General features: G+C 33.5%; 19 protein-coding genes and 3 pseudogenes. 14 read left to right on the plus strand and 8 right to left on the minus strand.

Translation table 11 applies throughout. The annotated features are described in order from the left end of the window. Positions 1-155: 155 nt before the first annotated feature. Both hemL and NHG49_RS28560 read left to right on the plus strand, forming a co-directional pair. Positions 156-1,463 (plus strand): glutamate-1-semialdehyde 2,1-aminomutase, encoded by a 1,308-nt coding sequence (hemL, locus tag NHG49_RS28555; RefSeq protein WP_222661635.1) that lies wholly within the window; start codon positions 156-158, stop codon positions 1,461-1,463. Between the two features lie 2 nt (positions 1,464-1,465). Next, positions 1,466-2,707, plus strand: coding sequence for a cysteine desulfurase (locus NHG49_RS28560; protein WP_222661634.1), 1,242 nt, complete (start codon positions 1,466-1,468; stop codon positions 2,705-2,707). A 366-nt stretch (positions 2,708-3,073) separates the two neighbouring features. Here the strand turns inward: NHG49_RS28560 and NHG49_RS28565 are convergent, their stop codons facing one another. Further along, a complete protein-coding gene (locus tag NHG49_RS28565; RefSeq protein ID WP_097817265.1) occupies positions 3,074-3,970 on the minus strand; it encodes a LysR family transcriptional regulator in 897 nt (298 codons plus the stop codon). A 419-nt stretch (positions 3,971-4,389) separates the two neighbouring features. On the opposite strand from NHG49_RS28565, the gene NHG49_RS28570 reads away from it, so the two are divergent. The 5 genes and pseudogenes from NHG49_RS28570 to NHG49_RS28590 form a co-directional block, all read left to right on the plus strand. Then, on the plus strand, positions 4,390-5,115 hold the full coding sequence (locus NHG49_RS28570) for a type 1 glutamine amidotransferase (protein WP_222661633.1): 726 nt from the start codon (positions 4,390-4,392) through the stop codon (positions 5,113-5,115). Positions 5,116-5,263: 148 nt separating this feature from the next. Then, on the plus strand, positions 5,264-6,424 hold the full coding sequence (locus tag NHG49_RS28575) for an aminotransferase A (protein WP_222661632.1): 1,161 nt from the start codon (positions 5,264-5,266) through the stop codon (positions 6,422-6,424). Positions 6,425-6,482: 58 nt separating this feature from the next. Then, the gene (gene pdxK, locus NHG49_RS28580) at positions 6,483-7,352 is read left to right on the plus strand and encodes a pyridoxine/pyridoxal/pyridoxamine kinase (RefSeq protein WP_222661631.1); all 870 of its coding nucleotides are present in this window, start codon (positions 6,483-6,485) and stop codon (positions 7,350-7,352) included. Next, complete coding sequence (locus NHG49_RS28585; RefSeq protein ID WP_258126971.1) at positions 7,315-8,559, plus strand: serine hydroxymethyltransferase; 1,245 nt, start codon at positions 7,315-7,317, stop codon at positions 8,557-8,559. Before pdxK ends, NHG49_RS28585 begins: the two co-directional genes overlap by 38 nt. Positions 8,560-8,658: 99 nt before the next feature. Further along, a pseudogene (locus NHG49_RS28590) lies at positions 8,659-8,854 on the plus strand (D-alanyl-D-alanine carboxypeptidase family protein); the annotation flags it as partial. Positions 8,855-8,895: 41 nt separating this feature from the next. Here the strand turns inward: NHG49_RS28590 and NHG49_RS28595 are convergent. The 3 genes from NHG49_RS28595 to NHG49_RS28605 are packed head-to-tail and all read right to left on the minus strand — an operon-like array spanning position 8,896 to position 10,925. Beyond that, complete coding sequence (locus NHG49_RS28595) at positions 8,896-9,270, minus strand: hypothetical protein (protein ID WP_222661629.1); 375 nt, start codon at positions 9,268-9,270, stop codon at positions 8,896-8,898. A gap of 48 nt (positions 9,271-9,318) precedes the next feature. Further along, complete coding sequence (locus NHG49_RS28600) at positions 9,319-9,660, minus strand: YolD-like family protein (RefSeq protein ID WP_222661628.1); 342 nt, start codon at positions 9,658-9,660, stop codon at positions 9,319-9,321. A gap of 53 nt (positions 9,661-9,713) precedes the next feature. After that, entirely contained in the window at positions 9,714-10,925 is a 1,212-nt protein-coding gene (locus tag NHG49_RS28605; protein ID WP_258126972.1) for a Y-family DNA polymerase, read from the minus strand. A gap of 338 nt (positions 10,926-11,263) precedes the next feature. Between NHG49_RS28605 and NHG49_RS28610 the strand changes: the two genes are divergently transcribed. The 5 genes and pseudogenes from NHG49_RS28610 to NHG49_RS28630 all read left to right on the plus strand — a co-directional run bounded on the left by NHG49_RS28610 (position 11,264) and on the right by NHG49_RS28630 (position 16,415). Further along, complete coding sequence (locus NHG49_RS28610) at positions 11,264-11,491, plus strand: hypothetical protein (protein ID WP_222661626.1); 228 nt, start codon at positions 11,264-11,266, stop codon at positions 11,489-11,491. 312 nt (positions 11,492-11,803) lie between these two features. Beyond that, positions 11,804-13,072, plus strand: a complete 1,269-nt coding sequence (locus tag NHG49_RS28615) for a glycoside hydrolase family 5 protein (RefSeq protein ID WP_258126974.1) — start codon at positions 11,804-11,806, stop codon at positions 13,070-13,072. 362 nt (positions 13,073-13,434) lie between these two features. Beyond that, positions 13,435-13,709 (plus strand): annotated as a pseudogene (locus NHG49_RS28620) (putative mucin/carbohydrate-binding domain-containing protein); the annotation flags it as partial. A gap of 255 nt (positions 13,710-13,964) precedes the next feature. Then, positions 13,965-14,513 (plus strand): fascin domain-containing protein, encoded by a 549-nt coding sequence (locus tag NHG49_RS28625; RefSeq protein WP_258126975.1) that lies wholly within the window; start codon positions 13,965-13,967, stop codon positions 14,511-14,513. Between the two features lie 1,566 nt (positions 14,514-16,079). Next, positions 16,080-16,415: a hypothetical protein gene (locus NHG49_RS28630; protein ID WP_222661623.1), complete on the plus strand. Its 336-nt coding sequence runs from the start codon at positions 16,080-16,082 to the stop codon at positions 16,413-16,415. A 475-nt stretch (positions 16,416-16,890) separates the two neighbouring features. Here NHG49_RS28630 and NHG49_RS28635 read toward each other — a convergent pair whose 3' ends face one another. The 4 genes and pseudogenes from NHG49_RS28635 to NHG49_RS28650 form a co-directional block, all read right to left on the minus strand. Further along, positions 16,891-17,265, minus strand: coding sequence for a hypothetical protein (locus NHG49_RS28635; protein WP_222661622.1), 375 nt, complete (start codon positions 17,263-17,265; stop codon positions 16,891-16,893). 723 nt (positions 17,266-17,988) lie between these two features. After that, a complete protein-coding gene (locus tag NHG49_RS28640; protein WP_081339476.1) occupies positions 17,989-18,150 on the minus strand; it encodes a hypothetical protein in 162 nt (53 codons plus the stop codon). Beyond that, positions 18,150-18,290: pseudogene (locus NHG49_RS28645) on the minus strand (tetratricopeptide repeat protein); the annotation flags it as partial. The gene NHG49_RS28640 and the pseudogene NHG49_RS28645, both read right to left, overlap by 1 nt. A gap of 140 nt (positions 18,291-18,430) precedes the next feature. Next, on the minus strand, positions 18,431-19,420 hold the full coding sequence (locus tag NHG49_RS28650) for a LacI family DNA-binding transcriptional regulator (protein WP_088047399.1): 990 nt from the start codon (positions 19,418-19,420) through the stop codon (positions 18,431-18,433). A gap of 98 nt (positions 19,421-19,518) precedes the next feature. Here NHG49_RS28650 and NHG49_RS28655 point away from each other — a divergent pair, with 98 nt between their 5' ends. Then, positions 19,519-20,844: a DegT/DnrJ/EryC1/StrS aminotransferase family protein gene (locus NHG49_RS28655; RefSeq protein WP_016135571.1), complete on the plus strand. Its 1,326-nt coding sequence runs from the start codon at positions 19,519-19,521 to the stop codon at positions 20,842-20,844. Continuing rightward, positions 20,831-21,691 carry an HAD-IIB family hydrolase gene (locus NHG49_RS28660; protein WP_088047397.1) on the plus strand — a complete coding sequence of 287 codons (861 nt, stop codon included), beginning with the start codon at positions 20,831-20,833 and terminating at the stop codon, positions 21,689-21,691. Before NHG49_RS28655 ends, NHG49_RS28660 begins: the two co-directional genes overlap by 14 nt. Positions 21,692-21,693: the final 2 nt, after the last annotated feature.

Below are 21,693 nucleotides of genomic sequence, written 5' to 3' on the forward strand. Positions count from 1 at the left end.
TATTGCTGATTTATACAATAAATGGTTATAAATAAGCTTTCGGATAAGAGGATGAATGAAAGATAGAGTAGTAGGGAATTTGTAGAGTATAATCTCATATTTTTTTATGTATGGCGACGTATTAGTCGTTGAAAAGGAGGGGATAAAAATTGCACATGAAAAGGAAAGACACAAATTCTGAAATAGCGTTCAATAAAGCTAAAAGAATTATGCCTGGCGGAGTTAATAGTCCGGTTCGCGCATTTTCATGCGTAAATCTAGCACCTATCTTTGCTAAAAATGGGCAGGGTGCACACGTATTTGATATCGATGGGAATGAATTTATTGATTATATTGGTTCATGGGGTCCACTCATATTAGGGCATGCTCACCCGGAAGTTGTTAAAGCCATACAGGAGGCAGCAAGTCAGGGAACAAGTTTTGGCTTACCAACAGAAGCTGAAACAAAAATGGCGGAGTTAATATGTAGAAGTATTCCATCTATTGAAATGATACGTATGGTCAATTCTGGTACAGAAGCTACCATGAGTGCCATACGTTTAGCAAGAGGATATACGAAACGGCAAAAAATCGTGAAATTTCAAGGAGGCTATCACGGACATGCGGATCCCTTTTTAATCAAATCCGGATCTGGTGTGGCAACATTGGGTTTACCTGACAGTCCAGGAGTCCCGAAAAGTGTTGCTTCCAATACCATTACAGTACCTTATAACAGTATAGAGAGTATTCGTTTTGTATTTGAAAAATTTGGTGAGGAGATTGCTGCTGTTATTGTTGAGCCGATTGCAGGAAATATGGGGGTCATACCACCATTGCCCGGATTTCTTCATGGGTTACGTGAGGTTACTGAACGCTACGGAAGTCTACTCATTTTTGATGAAGTGGTAACTGGTTTCCGTGTAGGCTATTATGGAGCGCAAGGTTTATACGGAATTAAGCCAGATCTTACATGTCTAGGAAAAGTAATTGGAGGAGGGCTCCCGGTAGGCGCTTATGGCGGAAAGCGAGAAATTATGGAACAAATGGCCCCTTCTGGATCGATTTATCAAGCTGGAACATTATCTGGGAATCCGGTCGCAATGGCAGCCGGGTATGCAACTTTGCAATTATTGTCTCAGCATGGAATCTATGAAAAACTAGAAAGAAAAGGTGCTAGGTTAGCTGAAGGCTTTATACAAAATGCCAAACTGACTGGTATTCCATTGAAAGTAAATAGAGTGGGTTCAATGCTTTGCTTTTATTTTACAGAACATGAGGTTGTGAATTATGAAACTGCTCAACTTTCAAATATGCGTTTATTTAAAAAATATTATGCGGCTATGTTGAATCATGGTGTTTTGATAGCTCCTACGCCCTATGAAGCCATGTTTATATCGAATGCTCATTCGGATGAGGTAATTGAAACAACAATTGAGGCTCATTATCGAGTATTAAGTATGATAAGTAAAGGATTGGGGGAGTAATCATGAATTTTTCAGAAATACGTAAACTTTTTCCGATTCTTAATCAGCAGATTAATGGGCATCCCCTAGTATATTTAGATAATGCTGCCTCTGCACAAAAGCCAATTCAGGTAATTGAGGCACTAAAACACTACTATGAGTGGGATAATGCAAATGTCCATCGTGGGGTTCATTCACTGAGTTCACGGGCAACGGATGTTTATGAAGGAGCACGGTTTAAGGGAGGTCGTTTTCTTCACGCGAAATTAGAAAAAGAAATAATATTCACTCGAGGTGCCACAGCAGCAATTAATCTAGTAGCAAGCAGTTATGCACGATCAGTATGTAAAAGCGGGGACGAAATTGTTATTTCTGCAATGGAGCATCACAGTAATATAATTCCCTGGCAGCAAGTAGCAAAATGCACCGGAGCTGTATTGAAATATATTCCACTGCAACCAGATGGAACATTTACTCTAGAGGATGTAGAAAATACAATCACAAAACGGACGAAGATAGTTGCTGTATCACACATATCAAATGTATTAGGTGTCGCTAATCCGGTGAAGAAAATGGCAGCTATCGCACATAAACATGGAGCTGTTATTGTAGTGGATGGAGCGCAAAGCGTTCCTCATATAAAAGTGGATGTTCAGGATTTAGACTGTGATTTCTATGCATTTTCAGGGCATAAAATGTGCGGGCCGACGGGAATTGGTGCTTTATACGGAAAAATATCACTCCTTGAGAAGATGGAGCCAATTGAATTTGGGGGTGAAATGATTGATCATGTTAATTTATATGATTCATCGTGGAAGGAATCCCCTTGGAAATTTGAAGGGGGTACACCAATTATTGCTGGGGCTATTGGTTTAGGAGTGGCGATAGACTTTCTTGAACAAGTCGGAATAGAAAATCTTGCAAGGCATGACAAGCTTTTAACTGGCTATGCAGTAGAGCAAATGAAGCAGATTGAAGATTTAACGATAGTTGGTCCAGAAAAAGAGCGCTTGGGACTGGTGACTTTTCAAGTGGGGAATATTCACCCGCATGATATTGCTACTGTTTTGGATGCATATGGAATAGCCATACGTGCTGGACAGCATTGTTGTCAGCCACTAATGGAACATCTGGGTACCAGCTCCACGGCACGTGCGAGTTTTTATTTGTATAACACAGAAGAGGAGATTGATCGATTCATATTTGCTCTTCATAAAGCAAGAGAATTCTTCAAGATGGAAGGGTTAATAGGCTTTGCAGACTAATAATGAGTATGATTAGAAGCTTGAAAAGAAAGCAATTATTTAAGTGATCATCTATAAAGGAAGAGGAGGGAGGAAAAGACTACCAGTTATGAATTTATAAAGAAAAATGAAAAGGAATACCATATATGATTCCCTAATTTTTTCTTAGCTTTTGCTGTCTCCATTTTCTATGCATTTCATATCAGTTCCAATAGATTTAGTTCAAGTATGCTCTATTTTGTGGAATAAGAAAATAAAAAATCCTGTATGATAAATACAGGATTTTTAATCAACTCTTATCGGATGTACATTATAGTTTAAGTAAAATACAATAGGTCAAAAGGATTCTTAAACTTCAGACTGATTTCGATGTGTATAAAGTGCAATTTATTTAAATTGTTCACTTTTTATAGTGGAAATCAACTGCTCCATGAATACTCGACTTGCTGCACACAAATATTTGTTTTTACGGTAAGCGATGCCAATTTGCGTAATAAGCATCGGGTTTTGAATAGGGATTGTCCGTATAAGTTTATTGTCGATATAGTCAAGGTAACCTTTGGGTAGAATCGTGACGCCGACGCCTTTGCTGACCATTTGTATGATTGATTCCATAGTCGTCATTTCCATAACTGGTTTTGCTGTGAATCCAAGCTCATTACATTGTTCATTAATTAGCTGCCGCAAAAAATATGTGTCAGGTAATAAAATAGAAGGTGTATCTTTTAAAACGTCAAGCGTGACAAATTCCTCTTCTGCAACGGAATGATTGATTGGAACTGCTAAAGAAAGATGTTGTTTAAAGAGTGGAATAGCTTCTAATTCATCATGTTTCATTGGCAAAAATACTATGCCCAAATCGAGTTCATTTTGTAAAAGGCCGTTATAAATATCCCCAGTTCGCATACCTGAAACAGCCAATTCAATATTGGGATACCTTTGGTGAAATTCGATTACAGTTTGAGGAATCAAGTAATTTGTAACTGTCAGGAGCGCTCCTATCTTTAATGATCCTCTTTTTAGACCTTGTATTTCACTAATTGCGGCACGAGCTTGTGATAGCTCATGGAATACATTATAGCTATGATGAAGCAGTGTTTTGCCCGCTTCGGTAATAGTGGTTCGTTTTCCAACACGATCAAACAATGGCGTACCGATTTCATGTTCCAGCAATCGGATCTGCTGGCTTAATGAGGGTTGGGCGATTCCTAACTTTTCGGCGGCACGAGTAAAATGTAGTTCCTGACATAAGGTCATGAAGTATTCCAATTGCTTTAGATCCAATAGTTATTCCTCCAAAAGTTATTATTTTTTTTATAGGAAATAATAATCATTATAGGGTAAATTATAGTAAATATCTATTGTTTGTGTTCGTACATACAGTCATTTCTTTTACATTGAAAAGGTTTTGTTCATATGACAGTAATCACCTTGTTTCATACAATCTTTAGGTGAACTTGTCTTTTGCCATTTGTACGTATGCATGCTGAATCTGTGAATTAATAGATTAATTGTGAATGGAAAGGTTTTTTTCAGGTATCCGTACTGCAGGTGGGTTTTTACGTATGTTATGAGTCATCAATTAGACAAAATGATAGGTAAAAACTATCGTTTCTATAATAATGATTGAATTGTTTAATGGTAATCTCAAGATTATACTTAAAATCTAAATAATTTAACTACATCTTAAGGAGGGAAAGAATTTGAGAATACACTATTTGCAGCATGTATCTTTTGAATCACCCGAACACATTTTAACTTGGGTGGAGGAAAAAGGGCATGAAGTCACAGGGACATTATTATATGAAAGCAATTGTCTACCCTCTTATTCGGAATTTGACATGCTCGTCATACTAGGTGGTCCGATGGGTGTTTATGACGAGAAAATATATCCATGGCTTGGATTGGAAAAACAGTTAATTAAGAAAGCTATTCAGCATCGAAAACTAGTACTTGGGATATGCCTTGGAGCTCAGTTAATCGCAGAAGTCCTTGGGGGAAAAGTATTTAAAAATCATTATAAGGAGATTGGTTGGTTCCCTGTTAAATTGTCGGAGGAGGCCAAGCAAATCGATTTCTTTAGCAGATTTCCTGAAGTGTTTGTTCCTTTCCATTGGCATGCAGACACATTCCAACTTCCTCCGCAAGCAAAGAGAATTGCGTATAGCAAAGGATGTGTTAATCAGGCATACGTATATGAAGACCATGTCATTGGATTACAATTTCATTTAGAGTCAAATGCTGCCAGTATTGAGAGATTAATAGTACATTGTGCTGATGAAATTGAGCAAGGGATGTATGTACAACGGCCGCATGAAATGCTTGAAGAGACACACTCGTTGGTTCTATCAAAAATCATCCTATTTACTTTGCTCGATGCAATGGAGATGAAATATCAGGTATTTGCAAACGTAGAAAATAGTCTATAAATTTCTAATGCTACAATTAATCACTTTATTTTAATGTGAAAAATCAAAGATTCATATAATATTTAACTTTCTGGTCACCATCATTGGCAGCGAGAGGTGGCTTTCGCTACATAAAATACATCCCACCTCTAAAAGGAGCTATGGAAACATGAAACACTTATTAAACAATAGAGTAACACGATTGCAGTCCTCAAAAATGGACACCTTTTTTGATATGGCTTCGCAATATGAGGATGTTATCCATTTAACTATTGGTCAACCTGACTTTCCTACTCCAGCACACATAAAGTTAGCTGGACAAATGGCAATTGAAAACAACCATACCACGTATCCACCTTCTTCTGGTTATACAGAACTTCTTAAAGTTACCTCAAACTACATGCATGTAAAATATGGACTTACTTATGATCCTAACCACGAAATACTAGTAACTAACGGATCAACCGGAGGGATTTATCTTGCTCTTAGAACTATACTTAGCGAAGGTTCCGAAGTTATTCTACCAACTCCTATTTATCCCGGATACGAACCGGTTATTCATTTATGTGGCGCAACACCTATTTATCTAGACACAAGGGATACGGGATTTAAGGTTACAGTAGAGGCTCTTCAAAAAATGATGACAGATAAAACACGGTGTGTCATTATCCCATCTCCGATGAATCCTTCTGGAGTTACACTGAACCAAAAAGAAATAAAAGCAATTAGGGATTTACTGGTAGATAAAGATGTAATGGTTGTTTCAGATGAATTATATAGCGAATTGGTTTTTGAAGGGGAGCATGTGTCAATTGCGAAAATGGAGGGAATGAAAGAGAAAACAATTGTCATTAATGGGCTATCAAAATCTCATGCGATGACAGGATGGAGAGTAGGATTTGCTTTTGCACCAAGATATCTGATTGAGGAAATGAAGAAGCTACAGCAATACACGACGGCTGCTGTCTCATCGATTAGTCAAATTGCTGCAATCGAGGCATTGACAGTAGGAATTAACGATGCTTATATCATGCGTGAACAATATCGTATACGTCGTGACTATGTATACGAGAGGTTACAAGATATGGGACTCAATGTAATCAAACCAAATGGTTCATTTTATTTTTTTCCGTATATCTCAAAGTTTGGGAAAACCTCATCAGAATTTGTTGCTGATATATTAAAAAAAGCTAAGGTTGCACTCATTCCTGGAGACTCATTCACGGAATATGGAGAAGGGTATGTGAGGATTTCTTATATTCAGCCAATGAATGTGTTAGAGGAAGCTCTAAATCGTCTTGAAAAGTATCTAGGTGAATTACAATCCTAGATACTCGCTTTGACGAATTTCGTTCATCACTATTAGCAGTTAAAAAGGAGTTTTTCTTATGGTAAAAAATAAGGTCTTATCTATAGCTGGTTCGGATAGCAGTGGAGGTGCTGGAATCCAAGCCGATTTGAAAACATTTCAGGAGTTAAATGTCTATGGGATGACGGCATTAACAACTATTGTTACGATGGATCCTAAAAATTATTGGGAGCATCGTACATTTCCACAAGAAATTAAAACAGTAAAGGAGCAATTAAGAACTAGTATTGAAGGAATCGGTATTGATGCGGTAAAAACAGGAATGCTTGGATCGGTCCAACTAATTGAGCTGGTTTCCAAGGTAATTGATCAACATCAACTCGAAAATATTGTTATTGATCCGGTTTTAGTTTGCAAAGGTGTAACAGAAGTAATGCATCCAGAAACAGTGGATAGTTTACGAGATTTGCTCATACCAAAAGCTACAATTGTCACACCTAATCTACTGGAAGCGGCACATTTAAGTAAAATGCCCCCAATTAAATCCATTAAAGGGATGAAAGAAGCAGCAAAAATTATTCACGTTTTAGGTCCAAAATATGTTTTAGTGAAAGGTGGAAGCCGCATAGAACATGAGACAGCATTAGATTTACTGTATGATGGAGAAAATTTTAAATATATACAATCAGAACGATTTCAAACCGACCATATACATGGTGCTGGATGTACTTACTCTGCAGCGATTGCTGCTGAACTAGCGAAAGGGAAGTCTGTTATAGAGGCAGTAAGCATTGCAAAGTTATTTATTACAGAAGCAATACGCAGTTCATTCGCTCTCAATCAATATGTTGGCTCAACAAATCATAGTGCATACAAAAAAACTACTAATTCATTAGAAGGGATAGTTAATAATGAAGAAATTAAGGGAAAAAGATTATCAAGTAGCTGAGGCAATTGATTATGAATTACAACGCCAGCAAAAACATATTGAACTAATTGCTTCTGAAAACTTTGTAAGTCTAGCCGTTTTAGAGGCAATGGGCACAGTGCTGACTAATAAGTATGCTGAAGGATATCCAGGAAAGAGATACTATGGTGGATGTGAATATGTAGATATTGTAGAGAATTTAGCTATAGAGCGAGCAAAACAATTATTTGGAGCGGACCATGCGAATGTGCAGCCTCACTCCGGGGCACAAGCAAATATGGCTGTTTACTCTGCTTGTTTGAAGCCTGGAGATACAGTATTAGGAATGGATTTATCCCACGGTGGTCACCTTACACACGGGAGCCCTGTTAATTCCTCGGGTGTATTATACAATTTTATATCTTATGGAGTAAATAAGCGACATTTCAATATTGACTATGATGAAGTTAGAACTTTAGCGCTGAAACATCAACCTAAAATGATGGTAATTGGTGCAAGTGCATATTCAAGGATTATTGATTTTGAGAGATTATCGAGCATCGCAAAAGAAGTGAATGCATTTTTTATGGCAGATATAGCCCATATTGCTGGGCTTGTAGCTACTGGAATGCATCCGAGCCCAGTTCCATATGCTGATTTTGTTACTACCACTACCCATAAAACCCTGCGTGGTCCTCGAGGGGGAATTATACTCTGCCGAAGAGATTGGGCTGCTACAATAGATAAGAGTGTATTCCCTGGTATACAAGGAGGGCCAGCTATGCACATGATTGCGGCCAAGGCAGTCGCTTTTAATGAAGCGTTGCAGCCCGAATTTAAAAAATATGTTTCAAATACAATAAAGAATGCTAAGGTGCTAGCAAAAGAACTAAGAGAGTTAGGCTTTAATGTGTTGACAGGTGGAACGGACAATCATTTGCTACTTATAGATCTTTGTAATATGAACCTAACAGGAAAAGAGGCTCAAATATTATTAGAGGAAGTAGGGATAACGGTTAATAAGAACTCCATTCCTTTTGATAAAAAGGGTCCTTTTATTACGAGTGGAATTCGTTTGGGGACACCAGCAGTTACAACACAAGGAATGGGTGAACTAGAAATGATTAAAATTGCTGAAATCATTTGTTTAGTATTAAAGAATCCCCAGAATGTAAGAGCTAAAGAAAAAGCATGCTCTATCGTAAAAGAATTAACTAAGGAATTTCCTATATACAAGGATATTACTTAAATGAAAGGGATAATAAGGAATTAAATCAGGACGTTTTTTTGCGCCTTGTATTTAATTCTTAGCAAAATGAATGGATTGCCCGAAGGCTAGAAACCATAGGATCTAGTTGTACCAAATTTACCATTCTCATTGAGTGGAACGTTAGAATAGAGTCCCCTTCGTAAAGAAGCAGCAGAAGCACTAGAAAAGTTATTTGATTTGCAAAGCAAGAAGGAATCCAGTTGAATGCTATTTCAGGGTTTCGCTCCTATAATTATCAAAAAAACTGTATGCAAACAATGTAAAAAGAAAAGGACATACATAACGATAAAAGGAGCAAATTAATTTGCTCCTTTTTCACTTGAATTCTACATGGAATGTAGTATCAATGATTCCAAAAGAAACTTTACATGGGAACGGATTTCTCCCTGTTGAAGCAGCACACATACATAAAAGTACCCAATATTCCAATTCTAAAGGTAAGCGGAATGCTTGGATACTACCATCATTGTTTTTTACTGTTACGATCGGTGTATTTGCCCTAGTTGTAGCGAAACCATCTGTTGTTATCATCGCTACTGCATCATTATTATGAAAACCAGCACTTAAAACCTCGTAAGTAAGTCCATCTTTCTCATTGATAATCATAGGTATATTTAAATAGGGATAGTTATTTATATCATTATGAGTAATTGCTCTCGCTGTATTCTTTCTTATCTGATTCCCTTGCATTCTATATACTCCTTTATAATACTCCAAAGATAATCACCTAAATCTATTCTATTTTACGTCTATTATATTCGTAAATTGTATTGTCAACTTATTATAGAAAGCATCAGTACATATGATAGAGCTATGTAATGGATCTATATCGATAGCGGTCATATAATTGGTGAGTAAATAACCATCTTCATAATATGTAATTAATATCTCTTCTTCAGATAGCAATGAACATAGTAACATGTTCTCAATCAGTTCTTTCTCTTCAGAAGTTAAAATGGGACGTGCTACTTTATTTTTCTCTTTGATCATTTCACGTATTCCAACGAATTGTTCTGGCATTGCTGCAAATGGCGTCCATTTTACCATTCCTCTGCCTTTTGGCATATTAGCGTTGTTCATGCTTTGTGTCCCCCTAACAGTGTGTTTCTGTATCTTGCTGTTGCATTATTTGTTTAGGAAATTCCTCTTAATATGCTATTTTTTCCAAACTTTGTGCGTATTTCATCCATTACTTTCGTTAGCTTTATTTCTTTTTCTCGTTGTATGATGTTATCAAAAAGGGAAATTTGTTCTTCTCCTTCACCAATTAGTTTTGTTAGAGAAATAGTAATACTTCTAATTGGTTCTCCAGTATATTGTTGATGTAGAAAATATAGACAAACTTGATAAATGTCCATAGTTAAGTTTGTGGGACGGCTTAAGGTATGTGTTTTGCTAAAGCCACCCGAATAACTTTTACTACTATATCCAATTGAAAATTGAACGGTTTGAGCAAGTTTGTTTTGTTGTCTTAATCGATAGCAAACTTCTTCGGTATGTTCCAATAGGATAATCGGAAATTCTTCTATTGTATAATCACGCATTAAAATTTGGCTTTTTCCTATAGAAGTTGTAACCGGAACATATTTTTCTGAAATCCGACTAAAATCAATCCCATTACTATGTAAGTGTAATTCTTCGCCAATCACGCCGAAGCTTTGTTTTAAATATTTAAGAGGATAATTAGCTAAATCACCAATTGAATGTACTCCTTTTTGATTTAATTTTGTTTCTGTTTTATGCGAAATCCGCCAAAACTTACTAAGCGGCCGTATGCTCCATAATTTTGTAGGTATATCTTCGTATGTCCAATAAGCGACTCCGTCTTTATTTTTCTTTGCTTCAATATCTAAAGCTACCTTACTCATCAATAGGTTAGGTGAAATCCCGATTGTGCATTCAATTCGTGTGTGTTCATATATTTCACGTTTAAACTGTAATGCAAATTCATTTGGATTTCGGGCAAATAGATGGATGCTATCGGTAATATCCATAAAAAATTCATCGATGCTGTATTGATGAAAGTCTTCAATAGGAACATATTGTAGAGCTAACTTCGTTATGTAATTGGAGCACTTAATATAGGTTCCCATAATTGGATTCACAATAAGGATATCTTTTTGCCGAGGAATCTCGTATAGCCTTGCCAACTTCTTTACTCCCATTGCTTTTAAAGGTGGAGTTGCGGCTAAAACAATGGATCCATTCCTATTCACATCACCAACTACAGCTAATTTTGTATGAAGTGGGTCTAATCCCATTTTGATGCAACTAACAGAAGCATAAAAGCTACGAAGATCAACATATAAAATGATTCTATTCGGTAAAATTGAATAGTCATACACTATAACTCCTCCTAATAATAACAAGAACATTTGTTCTCGCTCTCGTTCTTATTATACACGAACTTATGTTCTTTTATGAAGTGGTTTTTGAAAAAATATTTAATTATATGTAGTAGAAATATGTTGAACGACAGAGAGAAGTAACAGCCTAATGTTTTTGGAATTTCTAGGATATAAACTGTATCATTTATATTAGGTAGTACAGTAAGAAAATGATAGGAGTATGTAAGGTATATTATCCTTTCAAAAAGTTACAGTAATTTATCGTAAAAGAGGTTGCGATTACGAGTTTATGTAAAAAAATAATTTCACATAGATTTAAGGAGGATATTTCATAAATGGAGCAGGTTATACAAGAGTTTTTTTCTCCAGGTAAAAACTATAAGGTTCAAATCATTAGAAGAAAAGATGGGCTATATACAACAGAAGTTAATAGATGGATGGAGGATTGTGGTTATGAATTTTGGAGTTATATATCACAAGGATTGACTCTGATAGATAGTGAGGAACATGCGCGTAAAATTGCTATGGAACAACTAAAGGAATGTTCAAGAGATGAGTTTTAATAATACGCTATTTTATTTGTAAAATTATAAGGGAATATGACATTTTTTGAAAATATAGAAATAAAATTTATTTAATCTTATTTATTTTATAAGAATTGTAAGATATACTAAAAGTAGGTGCAAAAATGCACTATTTGAAAAAGAGTGCAAGTCAAAAAGGAATCCGTAAAGGATTCTTTTTTGTTTTTTAGAAAATGATGCAACTTCTTAATTATTTCTTATTTATTTATGAGTGAATGACCTTCCGTTTTATAAACATAAAAGATATTTTTGGAAAATTGCCATATTCCTGTAACAAAACACAGGTATGTTATGTGTGTAAAATATAAAGAGAAAGAAGGAAAAGTTGTGAAAAAATTTTTACCAATTGTTGCGTTGTTAGGCATGATGAGTTTTGGAGTACAGGAAATGAATGTAAGAGCTGATACCTATTACAAGAGCGATTCAAAAATTAGTTTTTGGGATTCAAAAAGGAAGGGTACTAATTTCATGAATAGTACGTCATTACCTGAGAACTATAAAAGTGCAAAAGAAGCTAATATTGAATATGTTCGTTTAGCACCTGATAAATGGGCAAAGGATAAAGATTTTTTATTTGAGGATAAACCAGATACCTCTGGAAAGGATTTTCTGATAGGGAATGCAGATAACTATCAGGGATTAGTAAAGGAGGATTTAGAAAAATTAAAAGCGGATTTAGATGCTGCGCAATCGCAGGGAATGAAAGTTGTTCTTACAATGTTATCCTTGCCTGGTGATCGATGGCGCCAATTTAATAATAACAAGAATGACGACAGAATATGGGAAGAAGAGAAATATCAAGATCAAGCAAGTCAATTTTGGAAAGACCTTGCATTGGAGCTAAAAGATCACCCTGCAGTGGTGGGTTATAATATTATAAATGAACCGCATCCAGAAACAGCTAAAAATAATAGATATAATGACTTTTGGACGGAAGATTACGAGAATTGGTATGCAAAAGTGAAAGGAACGACAGCAGATTTAAACAAATTTTATGAAAAGGTGATTCATTCTATCCGTGAAGTGGACCAAGAAACACCGATTATTTTAGATTCAGGTTTATATGCTACTCCATGGGCCTTTAAATATTTAAACCCAGTAGAGGATAAAAAAACACTTTACGCATTTCATATGTATGAACCATATGAATTAACGAGTCAAGGTGAAAAACAAAATAAGGAATATCAATATCCAGGATTAGTAAAAGTAGGGGATTTAGAGAAACCTGTAATGTGGAATAAACATGGATTAGAGAAATTTTTAAAGCCGATTCAACAATGGTCTAAGAAAAATCATGTACCATCTAATCGAATTATTGCAGAGGAGTTTGGAATTAACCGTACCGTTCCAGGAGCTACCCAATACATGCAAGATCTTATTTCTATCTTCAACCAAAAAGGTTGGCATAAATCATTCTATGCATTCCGCGAAGACACATGGACGGGAATGAATTATGAATTGGGAACAGGAAAAATAAAATGGGACGAAGAGGATAAACCGATACGTCAAGATAATTCACTATGGGATGTAATAAAAAAAGATTTACAGGGGCATAAGTAGTTTAGAATGCTTGGTTTAAGAACTAAATGTAAGCATCTAATTCAAATAGAATTAGATGCTTTTTATATCAAAAAAGGCGGAGTCATATTAAAAATTCCACCTTTCTTTTACATATAGAGTAGCAACCTGGTTTATTTACAATAAATAATAGGATTCTTAGAGAATAGCTTAGAAAAAAGTTGAGGAAGTTTAAATAAAAGTGGTTGCAACTATTTAAACCTTTGAAGTTAAAAAACTTTTATGAATTTTTCGCTAGATTATAAGCTTTAAATGTTGAAATTTATTTACTTATTTCGCAAAATTAATATATTAATACAACTAGATGGGAGTTAAGGGTGTTAAATCAAAACATAATAGTTTGTTATTTTAATAATACGTATGCGAGTATCAAAGTACAGAATTCATCCGGTAGTGTTGTGTACAATAAAGAAATAGTGGGAAATAGACAGCAAACGGCTGAAAGCCAAACTGTGCCAGTCAAAATGGGAGATTATAAGAGTTTACCCATATAGAAGGGGAAGCAGTGAATGAAAAGACTTGGGCTACACTTACTAACCTTGAGAATAATAAGCAAGAATATATAGGCAAAAAAAGAATCTATCAAGTTACTTCAACGGGATTAAACAAAATAGATTAACATGAAAAATATTCAAATTTTTAGTTAGATGCTTAATAGTCGTTCATTATGAACGGCTATTTGGCTTTTATTTAAAATAAAGTGAAATTAATTTTAAAAATATGTTTGAGGACCGAGTGATGTTTAGGTGCTATAGATTTGAGAAAAAAGAAACAGAATAATAAGGTATTTGTTGATAAAGACTTTCTTGTATTACAATATTTTACATATTTGGTATGATGTATATGAGTGTTATATATTAAGGGAGGAATGGGAATGAAGAGGTTCATAACTCATGCAAATGGTAATAAGATCTTTAAAAAGTTGGTTTTAATGGTGTTGCCAATGGTTCTAATGATAATGATGATAACCCCATCGAATGATGCATCGGCAGCCAACCAATCAAATGCAAGTTCACTAAAAGGTGTGAATCTATTTAATGGAAGCTGGACTGTTGCTATACAAGCTGCAAATTTACAATATGTGTCTGCTGAGCCATCGGGAAATGTAGTAGCAAATCGTAGTGTAGTTAATGAATGGGAGAAATTTGAATTAATTCCGACTGGGGAATTATATACGTTTGCTTTAAAAGCGAAAAGTAATGGAAAGTACGTTTCGTTTGAGCCAAATGGTAGAGTAGTAGCAGATCGTACATCAATTGGGGCGTGGGAAAAATTTATTTTATATAATGGTGGAGACAATAGGATATATGTATTACAAGCGTTAAGTAATGGTAGATTTATATCAGCAAATGGTGGTAGAGAATTAACAGCTAATAGTTATGTAGCTGGAAGCTGGGAAAGATTTGTTATTGTGTACTTCTAAATTTGGAAGTGTTATATTTCTAAATGATAATGACATGTTTAGTTAATAATAATGCATAATAAAATAAAGGATTAAGTACTTAAGACAAGTGTATATTTAGGTACAAAAAGGACTACAAGTAATTGTCAGTCCTTTTTGTATGTTAAATAAGTAACTGCTGTAGATGTAATAAGAAGAAAAAGAACCCTATAGGGTTCTTTTTCAAGGCATATTAACTGTAAGGAGAATCATGAAATGCTACTTCAAATCTTTATTAGGGGAAAGATTTTGAAAAAGCTTAACATACATCTATTTTTACATAAATGTAAGATATAGTAAATTGATAATGTTTATACTTACTATTATTAATATTCAATTAAGATAGTTAACACTATGCTTATAGTGTTAACCGGTGTTTAGTGAAGTATACATTGAGATATCTAGTATTAGATTACAATTTTCAAAAAAGCTAATAGATTTATCATTTCAAATTTTAACTAAGATTTAAACGATTTTAATTGAAATTGCGTGTGTATTAACTCTTATAAGCCAATGAAAGTAAATAAAATCAACAAAGACCCTGTAAAAAATACAGGGCCGGATACAGGGTTAAGGGAACACATAGTTTCTTAAAAACATAATAGCATATATTTTTTGTATAGCTATATGAGGATTTTGACAAAATTAAGAACAAGACAGAAAATCTTTGAGAAAGCAAATATAGTAGTGGAAATATGATTTGGAAGTGAACTAATAACATGTTGAAATTGATGAAAATTCTTAAGCATACTGATCAAAATGTCTTTAAATAAGAGGTTTAGGTTTGTGAGATCATTGAATCTTCCTGAAAAAGAAAAATGTTTTTAGATTATAAGAAGAAAAGACACCTTTCGGGTGTCTTTTCTTTTGGTATACAGCTCACATATTGTTGAATTAGATACAAAACCATAATTCGACTATGAAATAAACAACATAAGAAATTTTAACATAATCTGGACTGAACAGAATATGTAATAGTACATTTTTAGTTTTCATTTGGTTTATTGGATAGAGAACAGCAATATAAATAAAAAAGGGCATGCAGTCGTATCTGCCGCCCTTTTTTAGGAGGAATTTAAGACACCAATAGGACAAGTAATGGTAAAAAGGCTCAAAAATAGTATATGTAAAAAGAAAATGTCCTATACCAAAAGTGGACTGAGCTTTATCTTTTTTACTTATTCAAAATCAAATTCCGTCCTTTTCAAAATCAGTAAAGCAAACGTATGGTTTGGAATGAAATTAGAAAAAGTATACATGAAAATGGCAGACAACAATTTTGTTGCCTGCCATTGCCAATGGACTGAATGAGTTAGTCAATTACTATAAATTGCAACCCCATATCAGAAGAGTGAAGCCGCTAGTTCAAACGGCTTAAACCTAGTTTGCCTAATAAAGAGAAAATTATGAGAGGAAATTTTGTTTGCACTATATGAAAAGATAAATAGATATTCATCAGACAAGGATAATACAGCATACCTTGAATAGGGTGTAGGAACGAATTAAGGAAAAGAATGTAATGTTATTAGGGAAGGGACTGAATCAGGAGTGGGAATTTCGGACAGGATTTGGGGAGCCGTGGTTGCCTTTGGTATTGCGACTAATATCACTGCTTGTATAATGGCAGTATACATTCAAAAGTATGAGCTAATGATAAACTGCCTTATAAATATTTTATTTTTAATACTTATAGCTAAAACGTTTATTAAGATGAAAATTAACAAATGGATGGCATTAGGATTTACGTTGGTTGTAATAGAAAAAGGTATTAAGGCAGGTTATGACTTCTACACACATGATTATTATGGTGTCAGTTGGAGTTTAGCTATCATTGTTTATTGCATATACGAGATGGAAAATTATTATGTTGAAACAAATATTTAGCCCCCAAAATAAGTGTTAGTAGGTGGAATTCTTGTTAAAGTATACAATTTTTTTGAACAATGATATTACGGTCCTGTTTTTTACTTCAAGAGAATAAAAAAAGACGCCATAAGGCGCCCCCAATTGGGTAAATGAGGTTTTAGTTTTTTAATTTAAAGAAATTACGTATCAGCTCACAACGAAAGTATATCATAATATGCAATCGAAATAATATGTATTATTACATATCTTAATTTAACAAAAGTAAGATGAGAGTAAATCAAAATATTATAAAAAAGACACTACAAGAGTGTCTTTTTGGGGAAAATACTCTATAATTAACTTTGGGGAAGGTAATGTTAGAGTATTCGTTTAGCATTATCTTTATATTTGATAAACCATGAAATCAAAAGATTTTGTGGTTTATTTTTTGAACAATAGATATTACAGTATTGGCAGTGCGCTATTGATCATTATAAGAGGTAGGATTAAAAATCTAACATCGAATAACGGTTCCAGAATATAGCGTTACGAAATGATTTCCCATATCCAAAACGGTACTTGCCTGTATATAGCCCTTAAAACCTTCTGAAGAATAATAAATTTCTTTTGGTATACTTTCTTTAGATTGGAAATGTGTTTTAGAGTATTTTACATAATGGTTTTTAATAACTTTTGATTCTGGAACAATAGTGTTTTTTTGTTCCAATGTTTGCCTAGCACTAGAAGGTGGTATGAAACTTATAGTGTCTTGGTAATTATGATCTAAGGTGTCAGCTTGTACACTGTGTGACGACACAAAGACGCTTAAACTACTTCCCACAATTAAAGTTGCAAATGCTAACTTTGAGAAATTTGTTAATCTAATCATTTTATAATCTCCTTTTCATTATTTTGCAAGGTACCTCCTTACACCTCACAGTCTATATCCACTACATAAGGGTGTACATACATATTGATAGACAAAATTCTACAAAATACTTCGTGTTTTTTGGTTTGTGAATAATAATTCAATGTTCAAGAATTTATCAGAAGTGAAAATGTAGGCCTTATATAAATGAAAATGAATAATTTATGCAGATCTTGTATATAAAATTATTGTTCAAATATTCTAAAATGAGTTGATAAAGATGATGTGGTATTATTAGACAATAATTGATTCGATAGGATGATTTTGAAAAGTGGATTCTCTTTTTGAGTTTTTATCATATAAAATAACTAAAGAATCAAGTACAAGACCACAATTTAAATAAAAAAAGTGAGAAAAATGATACACATTTTTCTCACTTTCATCAATTAGGGTGGCATATACATAAATATGCGTTTAAGAGGATTTTTGGATGAAAAATCCACATACATAGTATAACAAAATATTTAAGACTCTTCGCATGTAATATTGCATATGAAGAGTTGGTAGATATAATAGTTAGTCTATTTCTATTATTTAACGGATTTTCCGAAAGAGCTCTCCTGTCTTAAGAGAGTGCTGGATGATAGATGAGAGAAGAATTTTGGTTTGGCGTAGCCAAAAAGAACAATACATATTTTGATATTTAAAGACCTTCCAAATGGAGGGTCTTTAAATACACTTATATTAATTTTGTTGTGGTGCACCACCATGATCGCCAACACTATATGAAGGAGCAGGATAATGTCCATGGGTAGCAAGCTGATCTGTTTTAGAAAACTGAGAAATTCCCACCGTTAGAACCCCAATAAAAGCAACACCTGATAATAATAGGCTGATTTTTTTCATTATTTGAACACTCCTTTTTCAATTGATTTTCTTCTTGCTTGGTAACAAATATGGAAATAGTCACTTACCTTTTGGTGGTTCTCTAATTGTCTACATTTTGTAGCAAATAATTCAGCGTATTCGACAACATATTCCCATTCTTTCTTAATAACATTATATATTTGGCTTCGTGAAAAGCATTTTAATGGATTGTTTTAGCTTAATATAAAAAGAGGACGCATTATTATTTACGTCCTCTTTTTATATAATAGATAAATTTAAGCAGAAACATTTATTTTAATTATGTAGATTCACGAATAATTAAGTTAGTAGGATATTCGATAATTTTACGTTTAATAGATTCATCTGTATTTATATATAGTAGTATCTCGTTAACGGTTCGTTTACTCAGTTTAACAATTGGAATATCAATAGTACTAATTGTTGGGGTTGTAACTGTACAAATTAATTGATTATCATAACCACAAACAGCTAAGTCAGTTGGAATAGAATATCCTTTAATAGTAGCTCCTTTAATGACTCCAGCAGCAACTTGATCATTTCCTGTAAATAATGCAGTAGGTTTATCTTTTAATTTATCTAGCTTCTCAAAAATTCTAAACCCATCATTAATAGTAATTGCATCTCCAAATAGCCATTTTTTATTGAATGGTAATTGTTTTTCTTTTAAGGCATGCAGATAACCTTGTTGGCGTTTTAATTGTGCTTGACTATTAAGAGAATCAAAACAAAAGCCAATTTTTTTATGACCTTTGCTTATTAAATGTTTAACAGCTTTGTATCCAGCTTCAAATTCATCGTAACAAATTACCGGAATAGGTGCATTTTCCTCATACTCATTACAAAGTATTATGGGCCCATATGCTAAATAATGCTCTATATTTTCCCAACTATTTTCTAGGGATGCGAGAATTACACCATCTACAGCTTTATTCTTTAGTAAGGAAAGTAATTCAAGTTCAATTTTTTTCTCATAAAAAGTCTGATAAATTAGCAATTTGTAATTATGCTTTAATAATTCTTTAGAAATTTCTCTAGCTAATTTTCCGAAAAAGGGATGATCTATATTGGGAATTGATAGTGCAATGGTTTGTGTCTTATTTATCCTAAGATTCCTTGCAATAGAACTAGGAGTATAGTTGAATTCTTGCATTACTTTTATTATTTTCTCACGTTTTTCTGAATTTACATAAGGATGATTATTTAGAACTCTTGAAACCGTAGCATTTGATACATTACATAATTTAGCTATTTCATTAATTGTTACCATAGAGAAACCCTCCGTAAAAAATATGTTGACATGTAATCGATAACATAAAATATAGTCTACTCATGATTTTCAAAATAATTTCTTAGAGGTGATTTAACGTGAAAACTCTTACTACAATTTCTGGACATAGTAAAGACAATTTAGCTTTATTAAAGTGCCTCCAGGGGGAAACAAAAGAAAAAGAATTTGAAATTAGTAATATATTACCGAATCACAAGATGAAAGAGAAATTATTTAGGGAAAACAAATTGAAAATAGATATTGATATAGAAAAAGATATTTTCAATTATAGCAGAAAAAATATACAGAAAATAGAATTTATGCCAGTTAATCGGTTGATTTCTCAAGATGAGGTTGAAAAAATTATAGGGGTTTTAAAAGATGTTTTACCGACAGGTCAATTCACAAGTGGACCATTTTCAAAAAAACTAGAAGAAGTAATCGGAAGTTATTTAAATAAAAAGTTTGTAATTGCAACAAGTAGTGGCACAGATGCTCTTATGGTGTCATTGTTATCTATTGGTATCCAGCCGGGGGATGAAGTAATTATGCCAGCTAATAGTTTTGCTGCTACTGAAAATGCTGTGTTAGCAGTCGGAGCAAAACCTATATTTGTAGATATAGATCAGAAGAGTTATTGTATTGATCCTTCTAAAATCGAAGAAGCTATCACCCAAAAAACTAAATGCATTTTGCCTGTACATTTGTATGGTAAACAATGTGAAATGAAAAAAATTCGTGAAATCGCGGATATATATCAATTAAGAGTTATTGAAGATGCATGTCAAGCTATTGGTTCTTCAAATCTTGGAGAATATGGAGATATTATTGTTCTTAGTTTTAACCCATATAAGAATTTTGGTGTATGTGGTAAGGCAGGTGCAATAGTTACCGATAATGAAACTCTTGCAATACGTTGCAATCAATATAGTTATCATGGATTTGAAATTGATAAAAAAAATAAAAAGGTATTAGACTTTGGATTCAATTCTAAAATTGATAATTTGCAAGCAGCGATTGGTTTGGAAAGAATTAAGTATTTATCATACAACAATTTAAAAAGAGCGTATTTAGCTCAACGATATATACGTGATTTAAAGGAATTAGAAGATAGAGAATTAATTAAGCTACCTAAGATGACAGAAGATAATGTCTGGCACCTTTTTCCGATTAGAGTTGAAAATGGAAGAAGAGACGAGTTGAAAAATAAATTGTACCAATTGTATAACATTGAAACAGATATTTATTATCCGGTATTATCTCATAAACAAAATACTAAGTGGGTAAAGGAAAATGATTTGCAAAAAAATATATTAAATACAGAGCAAGTTCATAAAGAAATATTACATTTACCTTTACACCCAAACATGATGTTAGAAGAGCAAAATTTCGTTTTGGAGGGATTATTCAATGTCAATAAATAATGAAGTTTTAAAGTCTTTAAATTTTGAAAGACTACCGCAGGTTAAAAAGCCTAAATATGTAGTGTTCTGTGATTTTGATGAAACTTATTATCCTCATAACATGGATGATTCTAAAAGAAGCAATATGAAATTGTTAGAAAAGTATTTGTATGAACACGGAAGTAAAGGGGATTTAGTAATTGGTTGGGTAACGGGAAGTAGTTTAGAATCAATTGTTGAAAAAATGAAAAAGGGTGGTATGCAGTATTTCCCTCATTTTGTGGCGAGTGGATTAGGTACAGAAATAACGTACTTTGATAGTAATGGGACTACTATAGATGATCAAATTTGGGAAGGGAGAATTATAGAGGGTGGTTTTGATTCTTCAAAGATTGAAAGAATTCTTAAATTGCTAGAAATAAAATATGAAATTTTTTTAAGACCTCAGACACAATTAGGAAGTTCTAAGTACAAATTTAATTTTTATTATGAAGAGCAAAATGAATTTATTGATGCAAAGAATTTAGAAAAGATAGAAGAAATCGGAGAAATATTCCAAGTTGGAGTTAATATTAACAAATGTAATCCATTAGCTGGTGATCCAGAAAATTGCTATGATGTAGATTTTATTCCACTTGGAACAGGTAAAGATGAGATAGTGAAATTTATTTTAGACAAGTACGAACTAGATAAAACAAATGCAATAGCTTTTGGAGATAGTGGGAATGATTTAAGAATGCTACAAGCTGTAAGACATGGTTATTTAGTAGAAAATGCAACAGAAGAGGCTAAAAAAATACACTCAATGTTAGCTCAAGGTGAATACTCGATTGGAATTTTAAATACTCTAAAGCACATTATTAATTAAAA

Source organism: Bacillus sp. IBL03825 (assembly GCF_024712505.1).
GTDB classification, from domain to species: domain Bacteria; phylum Bacillota; class Bacilli; order Bacillales; family Bacillaceae_G; genus Bacillus_A; species Bacillus_A wiedmannii.